The following is a 15,108-nucleotide window of genomic DNA, read 5'->3' on the forward strand; positions in this document are numbered from 1 at the left end:
GACGGTAGAAGACCCTGACGATTGGGTGTCTGGATTCGCACGAGACGGCCAGAATGCAAGCCCCGACACGCTAACGGGCACGGTCACATCGGAAACAAACGGCATTGTGTTGGCCTTTGCTGGCGTGGACAGTTCAAGCGGTGGAGTCTCTGCGCCAAGTACCCCAGCGAACACGCTGCAAGGCTCCACACAGACGATCAACAGCGACTCCGGTGGTGTTTATCGGATCACCACACCGGGATCGTCAACAACCACGGTAACGCTGCCGAGCAAGAACTACCCGACATTATTTGTTGTCGGTGTCAAGGCTGGATCTGGCGGTGGTGGTGCGACGAACCTAACGCTTCAAGGCGCATCCCACGCGCACACCACCGACAGCTTGACGCTATCTACATCAAGCGTTATTGCGGTGAACAGCGCGGCGCACGCGCAATCGGCGGCAATAACCGAAGAAGTATTCATAACCGTACAGCCAACAGACCAGACTGGCGTGGTTGGAGAAACGGAAACCTACAGCGTGGCTGCGGTCGGGATCGGTTTGACATACCAGTGGTTTCGTAAAGAACCTGTTTGAATAAGGACACAAAGACATGACGCCGATTGCCCTTGCCCTTCGTGGCGACAACACGCCAGCCGCGTCGCCGCCTGTTGGCGGTGAGTTGAGTTCCGCCGAGATTGATGGAAACTGGGTCAACACGCGAACCGCCTGCAACCAACTCAGCTACGAGACGATGGTTCTCGGTGGTGGTCGCCCGATGACAATCGGCGTGGCCGGTGACAGCCTCTCCGACTTTCTGGTGGACAATCCGGCGCAGTCGAGTTTGATATGGGCCGCAACTGAGCTGTACCCCTGCGACTATCAGATCACCCTAGCAACGGGTGTCGGTGGTACGCCAGCGAGCAACCTGACAACGGCGGACGGCGGCAACCCAGCACAGATACTGGCGCTGGAGGCCATGTCGGTGAAGCCTGATGTGGTGATCGTGCAGACCGTCCAAAACAACGCGATCAACAGCGCAGCCAACGCAAACACGCAGATGGCGTTTTTGGTCGAGTATTCAGAGCGTGCATTGGCTGCTGGTGTCAAGATGGTGGTGCTGTGCTCACGCCCGCCCAAGTCATCAACTCCAGACACCGCAGGTGCTTGGCACTACATGAACCGGCTCATTGAGCGCTACTGTCAAGACACGCCCGGAAATTACTACTGGGACGTGGCTGGCGCATGGCGTCAGACCGCAGCAGCAGACACCAGCGGCGTGGCGTGGCGTGGCTCGGTTGGTGGTCTTGACCCGTTCACGGCTGATGGCACGCATCCGGTGGCTATTGCTTGCCGAAACGCGGCCAAGGGCATCGTTCCGGTGCTCCAGCGATTTGCGCGCCCAATCGGGCCGATGGTCAGCGCTGCGGTGGCATACGACGACACGACTTATCCCTATGCCAACGTGCTCGGGATTGACGGAATGATGATCGGCACGAACGGTCAACTCAACGGGACAAACAATTCCGGGGTGGCAGGTTCGGCTGCTTCCAACGGCCAGCGGTGGCAGATCACGGCAGCCAATGGAATCACTGTCACGCCAACCATTGTGACGGGGCCGGATGGCTATCGGCGTCAGCGCCTGGCACTTTCGGGCACGGCGTCTGCTGATACCGAGGTGATTCTTAATAAACCCTATTTCCAAGACGTGACCACTGGCACCTTCATTGCTGAAGTGCTTGTGGAAACCGCCAGCTTGACGGGTGTTCGCGGCATCGGGTTCGCGCCTGCGAGTTTTCAAGCTCTGACGCTGTACGGTGGGGGTGATATTGGTGTGGGCACGACACGTTTTCATTTCCGCACCCCGCCCGCTACGCTTTCAAACTCCGGGTTCAACACAAAAAACAATCAGATTGTCATCGGCATCGCCAACGGTAAGACCGTGAGTGGCTCGGTGGATGTTGGCCGGGCCGGCATCTTCCGCATCAGCTAATGAGCTACGCAGCCAGCGGCGTTTTCCCTGCCGGGTTTGCTCCGGGGGGCGACTCTGACCCTGACTGGGTAGAGATTCCTGGTGCCACGTCCAGCACCTACACCACGCCTTCACTGACGCTGGACGACGACGGGGCAATGTACCGAGTCGTCGTGACGGCATCGAACGGTGCGACCTTGACTAGTGATGAGGTCACGCAGACCGTTACTGCTGATACTTCAGTTGAAGATTTGATAGTTACCAGCGCAGCCCATGCGCAGACGGCTGACAACCTGACGCTTGGCACAACGACCACAACCAGCCTGGAGGTAGCCAACGCAGCACACGCTCAAACAGCGGGAAGCCTGACTCTTGCCACGGCTTCGGCTCTGGCGCTCAACAACGCAGCCCATGCACAGGCCGCAGACAACATTGCACTAAGCACCACCGGGTCGGCAAGCCTGACGGTTGCAAATTCAAGCCACGCGCAGACCGCTGGCAATCTGACGCTCACATCTGCAACCGCCATCGCGGTTACCAGTGCAGCCCACGCGCAGACGGCTGAAAGCCTGACTCTGGGAACGACGACTGCAACGGGTCTGACGATTGCCAACGCTACACATGCGCAATCGGCAGACAACGTGACGCTGATCGTCGGCGGCATCGGCCTTGCGGTAGACAGCGCAACACACGCCCAGGCGGCAGGCAACCTCACGATTACGTCTGACTCGTTCCTAGTCACGGCAGACGCCAGCCACGGCCAGACCGCCGACCTGCTGACGCTCTCCACGGCTTCATTCTTTTCGGTTGACGGGGCGACACACGCGCAGACGGCGGACAACCTCTCGCTGGATGACGCGATTGTTCTGGGCATCAATTCCGCGCTGCATGGTCACACGGCAGACAGTCTGGCCATCAGCTCAGACTCTTCGCCATCTGGCATCGACTGGATCGAGACCCAGCGCATTCGCCGCATTGCCGAGGCCATTGAGCGCGGCGAGATAAGCGGCCCAGCCGACAACCTGTTTCTCAAGATCGGGCTGCGCAGCCGCTACGGGGGCATGTAGCCGCCTGCTGTTTTTCGCGGTTTGCCTAGCCTGCGAAACCCGGCCGCGCATCCAATGGCGGCATGAGCACCAAGCCCATTCCCGAAGCCCTAGCCCGCCATCTCACAAAAGGCCGCGCCGAGCGCGCCCTGCAGGTGGAGCGCCAGGCGATCAACGAAGAGGCTCGCACCGCTGTGCTGGCCTTCGCCTCAGAGGCTCCCTATGAGCGCAACTGGGGAATTGAAATTCTGGACACCACCACCACCAGCATGCGCCTGGGCCGTCTTGGCAGTGGTGCTAATCTGCTTTGCGACCACGACATCAGAGATGTCGTGGGCGTTGTCGAGTCTGTAGAGGTGGGCAGCGATCGCGTTGCCCGCGCCGTCGTGCGGTTTGGGAAAAGCGCGCGTGCAGAAGAGGTGTGGCAAGACGTGCGCGACGGCATCCGCCGTAACGTATCCGTCGGCTACATGATCCACAAGGCGCAACTGGTCGAGACCAAAGATGGGCTGGAAACCTATCGAGTGACCGACTGGGAGCCCTTTGAAGTGTCCATGGTCAGCGTGCCCGCTGACGCCAGCGTTGGCGTAGGCCGCGCGCTGGAGGTCTCAGAGCGTGAGCCGCCAGGCCCCGCGCCAACCGAGCCCACCCCCACCCCCACAGAAACCCCCAAGGAAATCAAAGCCATGTCAAACGAAACCATTGCCCCCGTTGCAGCTCCCAAGATCGAAGTGGTCGAGCAGCGCAACCACGCCGCCGAAATCACCAAAGTGGCCGCAGCCATCCCCGGCGGCGCCGAGCTGGCCATGAAGAGCATTCAGGCCGGCCACACGGTCGAGCAGTTCCAAACCGAGGCCATCCGCGCCATGAGCAACAAGCCACTGCCCACGGCAGACATTGGCATGAGCGCAAAGGAAACCAAAACCTTCAGCCTGGTGCGCTTGCTCAACAGCATGGCAAACCCGGAAGACGTCCGCGCCCGCAACGCCGCAGCGTTTGAAATCGAGTGTGCCCGCGCCGCTGCCGACAAGGTGACGCACCGCGAAGTGCGCGGCCTGGTGGTACCACACGACATTCTCAAGCGAGACCTGAACGTGGGCACGCCAACCGCCGGCGGCAACACCGTTGCCACCAACCTGCTGGCCGGTTCGTTCATCGACCTGCTGCGCAAGAAGATGGTCTTGTCTGGCATGGGCATGCAGATGATGGATGGCCTGGTTGGCAACATTGCCATCCCACGCCTCACCGGCGGCTCCACCGCCTACTGGGTCGCAGAAAGCGCCGCGCCAACGGTCAGCCAGCAGACGTTTGACCAGGTGGCCATGTCGCCCAAGACACTGGCCGCCCGCACCCCGATTTCCCGCAAGCTGCTGCTGCAGTCTTCGCTGGCCATCGAGGCGGTTGTGCAAAACGATCTGGCCACCGTGCTGGCGCAAGAGCTGCAGCGTGTCGGCATCAACGGTTCGGGCTCCGGCTCTGAGCCGCGCGGCATCCTGAACACGGTTGGCATCGGCAGCGTGGCCGGCGGCACCAACGGCCTCGCGCCCAACTGGAGCCACATCGTCAAGCTGGAAACCGCTGTTGCTGTGGCCAACGCCGACATGGGCAGCCTGGCCTACCTCACCAGCGCTGCTGTTCGCGGCAAGCTGCTGGAGACGCCGAAGGTTTCGGGCAACGACACGTTCATCTGGTCTGAAGGCGCAGCGCCCCTGCGCGGCTACCAGGCTGGCGTGACCAACGCGGTGCCAGACAACCTCACCAAAGGCACCAGCTCCGGCGTGTGCTCGGCCATCATCTTTGGTAACTTTGCCGACTTGATGATGGGCATGTGGGGCGGCCTGGAGCTGATGGTTGACCCCTACACCAGCGGCGACAACGGCGCCGTGGTCTTCCGCGCCTTCCAGGATGCCGACCTCGCGGTGCGCCACCCCGAGTCGTTCGCGGCCATGAAGGACGCCCTAACGGCCTAAGCCTGAGCCCACCTGAGCAGCCCCATGCCCTTCGTTGAAGACTTCTCCCCTTTCCTGAGCGCCGCCGAGTTCGCCACCACTGGCTTGCTCGCCGGGGTTGAGGTCAGGGGGATCTTCGATAACGGCAGCGCGCTTGGCGCGGTCGGCATCGCCGGCCTGGCCACCACCCAGCCCAGCTTTACCCTGCCCACCGCCGCGCTGCCCAGCCCGGTGGTGGGCTCGGCGCTGGTGCTGGGCGGCCAGGCGTACACGGTGGTCGCGCACGAGCCAGACGGCACGGGTGTGAGCCTGTTGCTGCTGGAGAAAGCCTAAGCCATGCCCACCATCTTTGCGTCGGTTGTGACGGCGGTGGTGGACGCGCTCAACGCCGGCACGCCGGTTTCCCCGCAGGTGCACCGCGCCCGCGTGAGGCCCGGCGCCAGCGAATGGGCTACCCTGGTGGTGATTCGCCTGCTGGATGCGGCCATGGAGCCATTTGCAGTGCAGGGCGCCCCCTACAACGTCGATACGCAGCTGGCCGTGGAGTGTTATGCCCGCGGCAGTGCGGGCCAGGCGCCTGATCTGGCGGTTGATGCCTTGCTGGCCGCGGTTTATGCCCGGCTCGCGGCCGACCCCACGCTGGGCGGCCTGGTTTCCGATCTGCAGCCCGTTACGCTGAGCTATGACTTTGACGCCGATGGTGAGCCAACCGCAAGCGCAACGATGACATACACCGTGCGCCATCGCGCCGGCAATCAATCCCTGGAGTAAACCATGCCACGCTACATCAGAAACACGGCGCTGCTCGCCAAGATCGAAACCACCGAGGGTGTGGACTCCGTACCTACCGGAGCGGCCAATGCCATGCTCATCAGCGACGTGACGGTAAACCCGCTCAACGCGCAAAACGTGAGCCGCGACCTGATCCGGCCTTATTTCGGCGGCAGCGAGCAACTGGTCGGCACGGCCTATGTTGAGGTGAGTTTCACGGTCGAGCTGGCCGGCAGCGGAACCGCCGCCACGCCCGCTGCCTGGGGCGCCCTGGTGCGAGCCTGTGGCTTCACCGAAACCGCCACCACCTTTGTTGCCTACACGCCATCCGCCCCATCGGCGCAGGCTTCGGCCACCCTCTACTACCACGATGACGGCGTGTTGCACAAGCTGCTCGGGGCGAAGGGCAGTTTTCGCGTCGGCCTGGGTGTGGGCGAACGTCCCACGCTGCAATTCACCTTCCTTGGCAAAGACGGCGGCGTTACCGCTGTCACTAACCCATCCACCACGCTCACGGCCTGGCGCACGCCGGCTGTGGTGACCGATTCCAACAGTGGCGACGTGACCCTGGGCGGCAGCTACTCGGCCGGCGCCGTCACCGGCGGCACCGCCTACGTGACGCGCGGCCTGGCGCTGGACCTGGGCAACGATGTGCAGTTCACCCCGCTGCTGGGTGGCGAGTACATCGACGTGACTGCCCGCGAAGTGACCGGCCAGGCGCAGTTCGACCTGACCGCCGCGCAAGAGGTGACGTTCATGGGCACCGTCAAGGCCAACACCGTCAGCACCATGAGCCTGCAGCATGGCAGCGTGGCCGGCGCCACCGTGGGCCTGCACATGGCCGCGGTGCAGCTCATCAACCCTAGCAAGCAGGATGTGAACGGCCGCCGCCTGATCGGCTTTGACCTTCGCGCCGTGCCCGTGGCCGGCAACGACGATCTGATTTTGTACACCAAGTGAGGCTCGGCGCATGTTCAACCTGACCCCCTCGCCCACCTTCCGCGCCCAGGTTCCGCTGTCGGTGCCGGGAAGCGCCAAACCGCTGGAGGTGGTGTTTGTGTTTCGGCACAAGACCCGTAGCGCGATGGAGAAGTGGCTCACCCGGTTTGTATCCGGCCCGAGCGCCGAGGTGCTTGGCGAGGTGATCGAAGGCTGGGAGCTGAAGCGCGATGGCGAAGCGGTGGAATACAGCCACACCGCCCTGGCCGAGCTGTGCGAGAGTTACACGCCGGCCATGGGCGAAATCTCCGACGCCTACATCCTGGAAATCACCCGGGCCAAACGAAAAAACTAATTGAGGCCGCCCGCCGGCTGATCCAAGGATGCGACAACACCACGGAACAGACAAACGCGCTGGCGGCCCTCGGACTACAGCCCGAGCAGCCGCTGGCCGTTCCCTTGCTCGACCTATGGCCGGAGCATTGGGTGCCGGTGCGCGTATTTGCCGCGGCGCAGACGCAATGGCAAGTAAGCATGTCTGGTGTGGTCGGCCTGCGCTACGAAGCGCTGCCCATGCTGCTGGAATGCCAGGACGTGCCGCGCGATCAATGGCCCGAGGCCATGGCCTGCCTGCAGGTGATGGAGCGCGAAGCCATCGAGCACTGGCGCAGCAAGAGGTGAGCGCATGATCGGCCGCAACGACGCGAAAATTGTCCTGAGCGCAGTCGACCAGACTCGCGCAGCTTTTGAGAGTGCAAAAAAAGGATTGGGCGGAGTTGGCTCGGCTGCCTTGTCGGTCAAGGGTACGCTGGCCACGCTGGGCCTGGGTGCGGTGGCCACCGCGCTGGTGAGTAACGTCAAGGCCGCGGCGAACTACGCCGACGAAATGAGCAAGCTGGCGCAGCGCGCTGGCGTGACAACCGAGGCGATCAGCGGCCTGGCCTATGCTGCCCGCCTCGGAGATGTGGATAACCAGGCGTTGGCGCAGGGCCTGCGCAAGCTCGGCATAGACGCCAACACCGGCGGCAAAAAGCTGGCCGAGCTGGGGATTGAGATTGCGGACGCCGGTGGAAAGGCCAAAACCAACGATCAACTTTTGTTTGATCTGGCAGACGTTCTGGCTGGCATGGAAGACCCGGCGCAGCGAGCCGCGGTGGCTGCCAAGCTTCTGGGCGAAGAGGTTGGCCCTAAGTTGATTCCACTGCTGTCGGGCGGATCAAAGGGTCTGCGCGAAATTACCGCTGAAGCTGAAAAGTTCGGCCAGGTAGTCAGCACCGAGGCAGGCAAGGCCGCGGAAGAGTTCAACGACAACCTGACCCGCATGGGCGAGCTGGCCGCTGGCACCGCCCGCTCGCTGGCCAATCAGCTGCTGCCGGCCATCAATGAGGTGTTGAAATCGCTGCTCAAGTTGCCCGAGCAGGCTTCGCTGGCCGGGTTGGCGGGTGATGTGATGTCGCTCAGCAAAGAGCTGAAGGCGCTGGAATCCCGCCAGGGCAGCCCATTCAATTTTGCCGGCAATCTGGACCAGGAAATTGCGCAGGCCAAAACCCGGCTGGCCGAGGCCAAGCGCCTCTTTAACGAGGCAGACAAAAACCGGCCTGGCGCTGCTGTGGGTGGCGGTCGAGGGTTTATTGTTCCTGAGCTTGCGCGGCCAACGCCTGCGCCTGGAAAGCCGCCAGACCCCAGCCCGACGCGCACGCCGCAGACAGCAGCGAAAAAAGAGGCTGAAGATTTCCAGCGTTTCCTGCGCGGCTTCGATGAGGCCCGATATGGCTACCTGGCCCGGCGCAACGATGAGCTGCTGAAAGAAAAGGAATCTCAAGAGGCCGACCACCTGGAATTCCTCAAGGGGTTCGACGATGCGCGGTTTGAATACATCGCGCAGCGCAACGAAGAGTCTCTGCGAGCCGAAGAGGCAGCGAATCAAAAGCGCTTGCAAGACATGGCCGATTTCAAAACCGGCCTGGGCGACGACCTGAAGGGCGCGCTGTCGGCCGCCTTTCGCGACACCAAAGACCCGCTGCGCGCGTTTGGCGACGCCATCGCCAATGTGGTGTTTACCCGCGTGAGTGGCAGCCTGGCCAGCTCGCTGGTTGATGGCCTGCTGGGTGGCGGTGGTGGTGCCGGCATTGCCGGGTCATTCATCAGCAGCCTGTTGAGCTTCGACGGCGGCGGCTACACCGGGTCCGGAAGCCGGGCTGGTGGCATGGACGGCCGGGGCGGATTTGTTGCCATGCTGCACCCTAATGAAACGGTGGTGGATCACAGCAAAGGCCAGGGCGCCAGCGGCCAGCCGGTAACTGTGATTCAAAACTTTACGGTAGGTGACGTGGCAAGCGTTGCCATGGTGCGTCAGGCGGTGGCAGGTTCTGAGCAGCGGATTGCTGCCGGAATGGGCCGCTCTATGCGTTACGGGGGGGCGCTTTCGTGAGCCTCATCACCTACCCCATCGCCACCGCGCCGCGCATCTTCCGGCCGCGCAGTTTCTCGGCCATGCTGCAGACCACCCAGCGTGTGCACGCGTCGCCATTCGGCGGCAGCGAGCAGGTGGTGGACTTGCTGAATGACCGATGGATGTTCAGCCTGGAAATCGCGCCGCGCAACCACATCGAGGCCGCGCAGGTGGAGGCGTTTGTGGCCGCGCTGCGCGGCTCGGTCAACACCACCGCCCTGTATCACTTCGCCCGCCCTGTTCCACGTGGAACATTGAGCGGATCGCCCACCGCCCAGGCCACGGCGCAGGGTGCGGCCAGCATGGTGCTCAACGCCACCACCGGGCAGACCCTGCTGGCCGGCGACCTGATCGGTGTGGACGGCCTGCTGCTGCAGGTGGCGGCCGACTGCACCGCGGCCAGCAGCGCCATCACCGTGCCGCTGGTCAACCGCCTGCGCCGCAGCATCACCTCGGGCGCCGCCGTCACGCTCACCCAGCCCACCGCCGAGTTCCGGCTGGCCAGCGCGCCGCGGGTGCAGTACGTGAGCGCCTACAGCGAGGCCCTGGCCTTTGATTTTGCCGAGGTGGTGGCATGAGGGCGCTGGGCGGCCCAACGCTGGCCGCGCTGGCCCAGGGCAGCGTGGCACTGGTGCAGTTGATCGAGCTTGGGTTTTCCACGCCGGTGCGCCTCAACAGCAGCACCATGAGCCTGACGTATGGCGGCCATGTGTACCAGGGCGCCGCCGGCCTGGGCAGCATCGGCGCCATTGAAGATTCCCCGGGTGAGGTCAAGGGCCTGCAGTTCACCCTGTCTGGTGTGGCGGCATCCACCATCGCGGTGGCGTTGGACGATGCCGACGAGTGGCAGGGCGTGCCGGTTGAAATCCGCACCGCCATTCTCGACCAAGACTATCAGGTGGTCGATGCCCCGCTGGAGTGGACCGGCACGGGCGACACCATGAGCATCGAGGAAAACGGCGACACGGCGGTCATCACCGCCACCGCCGAAAGCAGCGCGGTGGATCTGCTGCGCGGCCACCCGCTGACCACCAGCCACGAAGACCAGCAGACGGTTTCCCCTGGAGACAGGGCGTTTGAGTACGTCACCAGCCAGGCCGACCAGCCGGTCGTGTGGCCATCCCGTGAATGGTTCATGCGATGAGCCGCCTGCACACCTGGCAAACCCGCTTTGCCGTGCTTTGCATGGAGCGAAAGGTCGTGCCGTTTGAGTGGGGCAAAAACGATTGCTGTCTATGGGCCGCCGATGCTGTGCTTGCCATCACCGGCAAAGATTTTGCCGAAGGGCTGCGCGGCACCTATGCCACCACCGCCGAGGCCGCGCGCATGCTGGCCCGGGTGGGCGGCGTGCGCCAGCTCGCCACCGATGTTCTGGGAGATCCGGTGAGCCCGCTGCATGCCGCTGTGGGCGATGTGGTGCTGTTTGAGGATGCCGGGCGCGAGCTGCTGGCGGTGTGCAACGGTGGCACGGCGCTGGCCGTGGCCGAGAGCGGCCTGGAGCCGCTGCCCATGAGCGCGGCGCTGGCCGCGTGGAGGGTCTAGCGTGCCGCAGTTCATCACCCTAGCCGCATTTGCGCTGGAGATCACCGTTACCCAGTTGCTGGTCAACACGGCGCTTCTAGTAGCGTCTGTGGCCTACAGCAGCGCGCAGCAGCGCAAGGCCAAGCGACAGGCCCGCGACCAGTACAACGCCAGCCAGGTTGATCGGCTGGTCAACGTGCCGGGCACGGTGGTGCCGCGCGAGCTGGTGCTGGGCCGGGTGCGCAAGGGCGGGCATGTGTTTTTCCGTGGCTCTGTAGGAGTCAACCGCGAGAAATTCGTGATGCTGGTGGCGCTGGCCGGGCATGAAATCGACGGCGTTGAGCAGATTTGGCTGAACGACGTTGCGGTCACGCTGGACGGCGGCGGCTATGTGCAGACGGCGCCCTACCTGCTCACGCGCACCGAGAGCGGCAGCGTGCTGGGCACGGTGGCGCCGCCCGAGGCCATCCCGGGCACCATCCAGACGTTGAGTTATGACACTGGCGACAGCGGCAGCGAGATCCGCACGGTGTACCAGTACTACGTCAACACGCCCAAGGCCCGCATCCGTGCTTACCTGGGCGCACCAGGGCAGACAGCCGACGCGCAGGTTATCGCAGACTTCCCGACGCTCTGGACGGCAGACCACCGGGCAGACGGCATTGCTTACCTGGTGTGTGAGTTTTTCTACGACGAAACCGCATTCCCCAGCGGCCTGCCGTTGGTCACCGCGACCATCCGCGGCGCCAAGTGCTACGACCCGCGCTCGGGTTTGACGGTATTCACCGAAAACCCGGCGCTCATGCAGCGCCACATTCTGACGCATCCCTACTTCGGCAAGCGCGCCAGCATCAGCACCGCAGAAGATGCGCAGATTGTGGCCGCGGCCAACGCCTGCGACACCGCCATCGACTACGGCCAGGGCAATGTGCCAATGTACCGCGCAAGCATTGTGCTTCCGTTCGGTGGCGCCGCCCGCGACGGGCTGGATGATCTGGCGCAGGCCATGGCTGGGCAGTGGGCCTACGCAGCAGGCGAGTTTTTCACGCGGGCTGGTGTTTACACCGCGCCCGTGCTGTCGCTCACCGATGCCGATCTGGCCGTGGTGAAACGCAGCGGCGACGGCAGCACAACCCAGCAAGGAATAGGCATCAGCACGCACCGGGCCAGGGCCGAAAAGTTCAACGTCATCACGCCGCGCATTTTTGACGCCGCCCAGGACTACAAGCAGGTGCCCGTGGCGCCGGTCAAGGCCGCAGCGCTGATTGCGCGCGACGGTGCCGAGCTGGTGCAAGAGGTTGACATGCCGGCGGTGTTCTATGCGCAGCAGGCGCAGCACGTCGCTGGTGTTGCGATGCGCGACTCACGCGACCCGCTCACTGTTGTTTTGCCGTTCAAGTTGGCGGCCTACCGCGCCGAATTGTTTGACACCGTAAGCCTCACCATCCCGCGCTACGGCTGGGCGGGCAAAGAGTTCATGGTGGTGCAGCGGCAGTGGACGTTGGAGGGTCTGATCCAGCTCACGCTGAAAGAAACCACCGCTGCCATCTACCAGCCCGATGCGGCGTTTGTGGCCAGCGGTTACGCGCAAAACACCGCGCTCACACGGCCATGGGACATTCAGCCGCCAACAATAACTGGCATTGAAAGCGGGACTGACCTGCTAATGCGCCAGTCTGATGGAACCATTGTTGCCCGTGTTCAGGTGTCATGGGCGCCAATCACCGACCAGACGCTGATTTTTGGCGGAACGGTAGAGGTGCAATGGGCGAGCATTGGCGCTGTTCTGTCGTGGCAGACGGTCACGGCATCACCGATCGATCAGCAAGTTCGCATTGTCGGTGCTCCAGATGGCGCCGCCATTCTAGTCCGCGCTCGCACTCGCAATTCGTTGGCAGTAAGCGATTGGTCGGTCCAGCAATCTCATACAGTCATCGGCAAGACCGAGCCTCCTCCAGCGTTTGACGCCTTTGTTGTTTTGGCCCAGCCAGACGGCACGCGGCAGTTTAATTTTGCTTACGTCGAAACGACAAAGCCCGTGGACTGGGCAGGCGCAGAGATTCGATACATTGCCGGAAACAACCCCGGCGCAGCATGGGAAACGCTGACGCCGCTGCAAGACGCGGACACGTTCTACACGGCATCCCCGGTAGAGCTGAATGCACCTCTGGCGGGTGAATGGACTTTCTTCTGCAGAAGCCGCGACACGACAGGAAACCTAAGCCCAGCATTGGTGGACAACATCACGCTACCGGCCCGACGCACTGGTGATGTGTTCGATGAATTCTTTGAAGGCCCGCTGTGGGCCGGAACAAAGACCGGCTGCCAAGTTCTTGATGGTGTGCTTGAGGCAATCGACTCGACCACCTGGGCAACGGCACCGGCAACCTGGGACGGGTGGAGCCGGTGGAATCTAAGCCCGGCAAGCCCGATCAGCTACATCGTCACCAAAGACCTAGGCACCACGGTCGCCGGGTCCATTGATGCATCCATTGATGCAGACGGAACCGAGTTGCTGGAGTTGGCCACGAGCGCAGATGGTACGACCTGGAGCGCTTACGGCTCTGGTGCCGCCTCGTTCTCGTCGCGCTACATCCGCGTGCGCCTGACCGTGACCGCTACCGGCGGCGAGCCTGTGCCAGTTATTCGCCGGTTTGATTGGCAGGTAAATGCGTCCCTGCAGTTTGAATACATCAACAGCGTGGACATTTCGACGCTGACAGGTGACAGGCGAATTGCTGCCGGAGATGTGCGGGTGCCAATCGGCAATGTTTACACATTCATCAAGCGCGTGGACATAACGATTGAAGACAGCAGCGCCGGGTCTTGGACGCATCAGCGAATTGACAATTTAGCCACTGGCCCGCGTTTTCAGTTCAAGCTCGACGGCGCGCTTACCGACCCTGCAGGGGTTGATTTTTACGTAGAAGGAATCTAATCATGTCTTGGCCAACATCAAATGTCGTAGCCACAAACCTAGACGCCGGGACAGACAGCCCTGCAACGGCTCGCGCTGATCTTCTGGACCTTGTGCAGAAGTTCAACGAATTGCGCAGCCATGTTAGCGGTTTTGCGCAGACGGTGCTGGATGATGCCGATGCATCAACAGCCCAGACAACGCTTGGCGGAACCACGGTTGGTAAGGCGCTGTTCACTGCTGCGGATGCAGCGTCCGGGCGGTCCACGCTTGGTATCGCTCCTTTGGCGTTTCAGGCATCAAGAAGTAGCAATTCAACGGTAAGTTCTGGAGTAACGACGAGTGTTGCAGGATATCTAACAGAAGATTTTGATACTGACTCTTGTTTTAATCCGACAACTGGAAGATTTACACCGAATGTTGCTGGTTGGTATTTTTGCAGCTATCAGCAACAGTTTTATTCTGGTCTGGCATCAATTACTCAATGTAATACTTACTTATATAAAAATGCCTCAGCATCCAAGCTATCCTACAGAGATAGCTCTAGTATCCAAAATAATAACGATAGTGTTTCAGGAATGATTTACATGAATGGTACAACTGATTACGTAGAGGCAAGGTTCAGAATTACGGTTTCATCTTCATCGCCGGGTATTTCAAGTGGTACTTTTTCTGCATTCCGCGTATCCGCATAAAATGGACTGCCTACCCCACATTCACGTCGCAGCGATCCACGCCCCGAGCGAGGTCGAATACAAGACCTTTACGCCGGGCATCGGTGTGCTGTGCCGGAAGTCTGATTTTTTCGGTGGTGTCGGTGTGTACTCAAACAGCCACGGCAACAGGTCGTTCTATGCCTCATCAGGATGGCAACCAATCAAGGTTGGCCCGGTGGCCATAGGTGCATTTGCCGGTGTGGTGGATGGCTACCGCAGGGGAGGTGGAAAGTTTGTGCCCATGGCTGGTCTGATGGCATCATGGGGTCACATCCACGTCATCGCCTGGCCTCGTGCGGATAAAGAGTCAGCGGCAGGCGCTGCTATCTCGTTCACGTTTTGAAAGCAGATAGCCAACGGGGCAGCAAGTGAATGAACTACTCGAAAGACGAAACCAACCGACTGCTGGAAAAGCTGGAGGCACACTTGAGCAAAGACCCGGATTTCAGCAGTTCGGACATGGCGGCTTTGAACGAAATGCTGCAAGCATGGAAGGGATGGGTAGCGCTTGGCCGTGGGGCGAAGTGGGTCATCACGACGCTGGGCCTGATCGCAGCAGCTATCGCGAGCTGGGCGGTACTGGCTTCAACAATCAAGGATTGGTGGCGATCATGACTGCCGTGCGAAAGATGCTGGACAACACGAAGGTGTTTTTGGTGATGCTGGCTTGGTTGGTCGTGTGGCTTGCCGCGCATCTGTGGCCCGCCTCGTTCTGGTTTCAGGTGAATGACGTGCAGATCATTGACGCGCAGGCCAATTCGCCAATCAATATGCTGGTTGATAGGACGATTAACCGGCCTTTCGTCGGTGAATGGGTGGCTACGGTGCGCAAGGTCGGACCAAGGGGG

18 protein-coding genes are annotated in these 15,108 nt (G+C 61.9%); all 18 read left to right on the forward strand.

Annotated features, from left to right (window positions below; all coding sequences use genetic code 11):
- The coding region (locus tag GPT34_RS16915) for a hypothetical protein (protein WP_291014995.1) at window positions 1-574 on the forward strand (574 nt) is incomplete at its 5' end.
- 16 nt (window positions 575-590) lie between these two features.
- Entirely contained in the window at window positions 591-1,970 is a 1,380-nt protein-coding gene (locus GPT34_RS16920) for a hypothetical protein (protein WP_291014997.1), read from the forward strand.
- Window positions 1,970-3,016: a hypothetical protein gene (locus GPT34_RS16925; protein ID WP_291015000.1), complete on the forward strand. Its 1,047-nt coding sequence runs from the start codon at window positions 1,970-1,972 to the stop codon at window positions 3,014-3,016. Before GPT34_RS16920 ends, GPT34_RS16925 begins: the two co-directional genes overlap by 1 nt.
- 62 nt (window positions 3,017-3,078) lie before the next feature.
- On the forward strand, window positions 3,079-4,965 hold the full coding sequence (locus tag GPT34_RS16930; protein ID WP_291015002.1) for a phage major capsid protein: 1,887 nt from the start codon (window positions 3,079-3,081) through the stop codon (window positions 4,963-4,965).
- A gap of 24 nt (window positions 4,966-4,989) precedes the next feature.
- Window positions 4,990-5,277: a hypothetical protein gene (locus GPT34_RS16935; protein ID WP_291015004.1), complete on the forward strand. Its 288-nt coding sequence runs from the start codon at window positions 4,990-4,992 to the stop codon at window positions 5,275-5,277.
- Window positions 5,278-5,280: 3 nt separating this feature from the next.
- Entirely contained in the window at window positions 5,281-5,715 is a 435-nt protein-coding gene (locus GPT34_RS16940) for a hypothetical protein (protein WP_291015006.1), read from the forward strand.
- Window positions 5,716-5,718: 3 nt separating this feature from the next.
- A complete protein-coding gene (locus tag GPT34_RS16945; RefSeq protein ID WP_291015009.1) occupies window positions 5,719-6,675 on the forward strand; it encodes a phage tail tube protein in 957 nt (318 codons plus the stop codon).
- Between the two features lie 10 nt (window positions 6,676-6,685).
- Window positions 6,686-7,009: a phage tail assembly chaperone gene (locus tag GPT34_RS16950; RefSeq protein WP_291015011.1), complete on the forward strand. Its 324-nt coding sequence runs from the start codon at window positions 6,686-6,688 to the stop codon at window positions 7,007-7,009.
- Window positions 7,010-7,113: 104 nt separating this feature from the next.
- On the forward strand, window positions 7,114-7,335 hold the full coding sequence (locus GPT34_RS16955) for a DUF1799 domain-containing protein (protein WP_291015014.1): 222 nt from the start codon (window positions 7,114-7,116) through the stop codon (window positions 7,333-7,335).
- 4 nt (window positions 7,336-7,339) lie between these two features.
- Complete coding sequence (locus tag GPT34_RS16960) at window positions 7,340-9,085, forward strand: hypothetical protein (protein WP_291015017.1); 1,746 nt, start codon at window positions 7,340-7,342, stop codon at window positions 9,083-9,085.
- Window positions 9,082-9,684, forward strand: a complete 603-nt coding sequence (locus GPT34_RS16965) for a hypothetical protein (protein ID WP_291015019.1) — start codon at window positions 9,082-9,084, stop codon at window positions 9,682-9,684. Before GPT34_RS16960 ends, GPT34_RS16965 begins: the two co-directional genes overlap by 4 nt.
- Window positions 9,681-10,250 (forward strand): hypothetical protein, encoded by a 570-nt coding sequence (locus GPT34_RS16970; protein WP_291015022.1) that lies wholly within the window; start codon window positions 9,681-9,683, stop codon window positions 10,248-10,250. Before GPT34_RS16965 ends, GPT34_RS16970 begins: the two co-directional genes overlap by 4 nt.
- Entirely contained in the window at window positions 10,247-10,648 is a 402-nt protein-coding gene (locus GPT34_RS16975; RefSeq protein WP_291015024.1) for a hypothetical protein, read from the forward strand. The genes GPT34_RS16970 and GPT34_RS16975 overlap by 4 nt, the downstream gene beginning before the upstream one ends.
- A 175-nt stretch (window positions 10,649-10,823) precedes the next feature.
- Window positions 10,824-13,565, forward strand: a complete 2,742-nt coding sequence (locus tag GPT34_RS16980; protein ID WP_291015027.1) for a phage tail protein — start codon at window positions 10,824-10,826, stop codon at window positions 13,563-13,565.
- A 2-nt stretch (window positions 13,566-13,567) separates the two neighbouring features.
- The gene (locus tag GPT34_RS16985) at window positions 13,568-14,239 is read left to right on the forward strand and encodes a hypothetical protein (protein WP_291015030.1); all 672 of its coding nucleotides are present in this window, start codon (window positions 13,568-13,570) and stop codon (window positions 14,237-14,239) included.
- A gap of 1 nt (window position 14,240) precedes the next feature.
- A complete protein-coding gene (locus tag GPT34_RS16990) occupies window positions 14,241-14,603 on the forward strand; it encodes a hypothetical protein (RefSeq protein ID WP_291015032.1) in 363 nt (120 codons plus the stop codon).
- Window positions 14,604-14,632: 29 nt separating this feature from the next.
- Window positions 14,633-14,875: a hypothetical protein gene (locus tag GPT34_RS16995; RefSeq protein WP_291015034.1), complete on the forward strand. Its 243-nt coding sequence runs from the start codon at window positions 14,633-14,635 to the stop codon at window positions 14,873-14,875.
- Window positions 14,872-15,108: hypothetical protein (locus GPT34_RS17000; RefSeq protein WP_291015036.1), on the forward strand; the 237-nt coding region annotated here is incomplete at its 3' end. The genes GPT34_RS16995 and GPT34_RS17000, both read left to right, overlap by 4 nt.

It is taken from the genome of Hydrogenophaga sp., assembly GCF_011390835.1.
In the GTDB taxonomy this organism is placed as follows: Bacteria; Pseudomonadota; Gammaproteobacteria; order Burkholderiales; family Burkholderiaceae_C; genus Hydrogenophaga.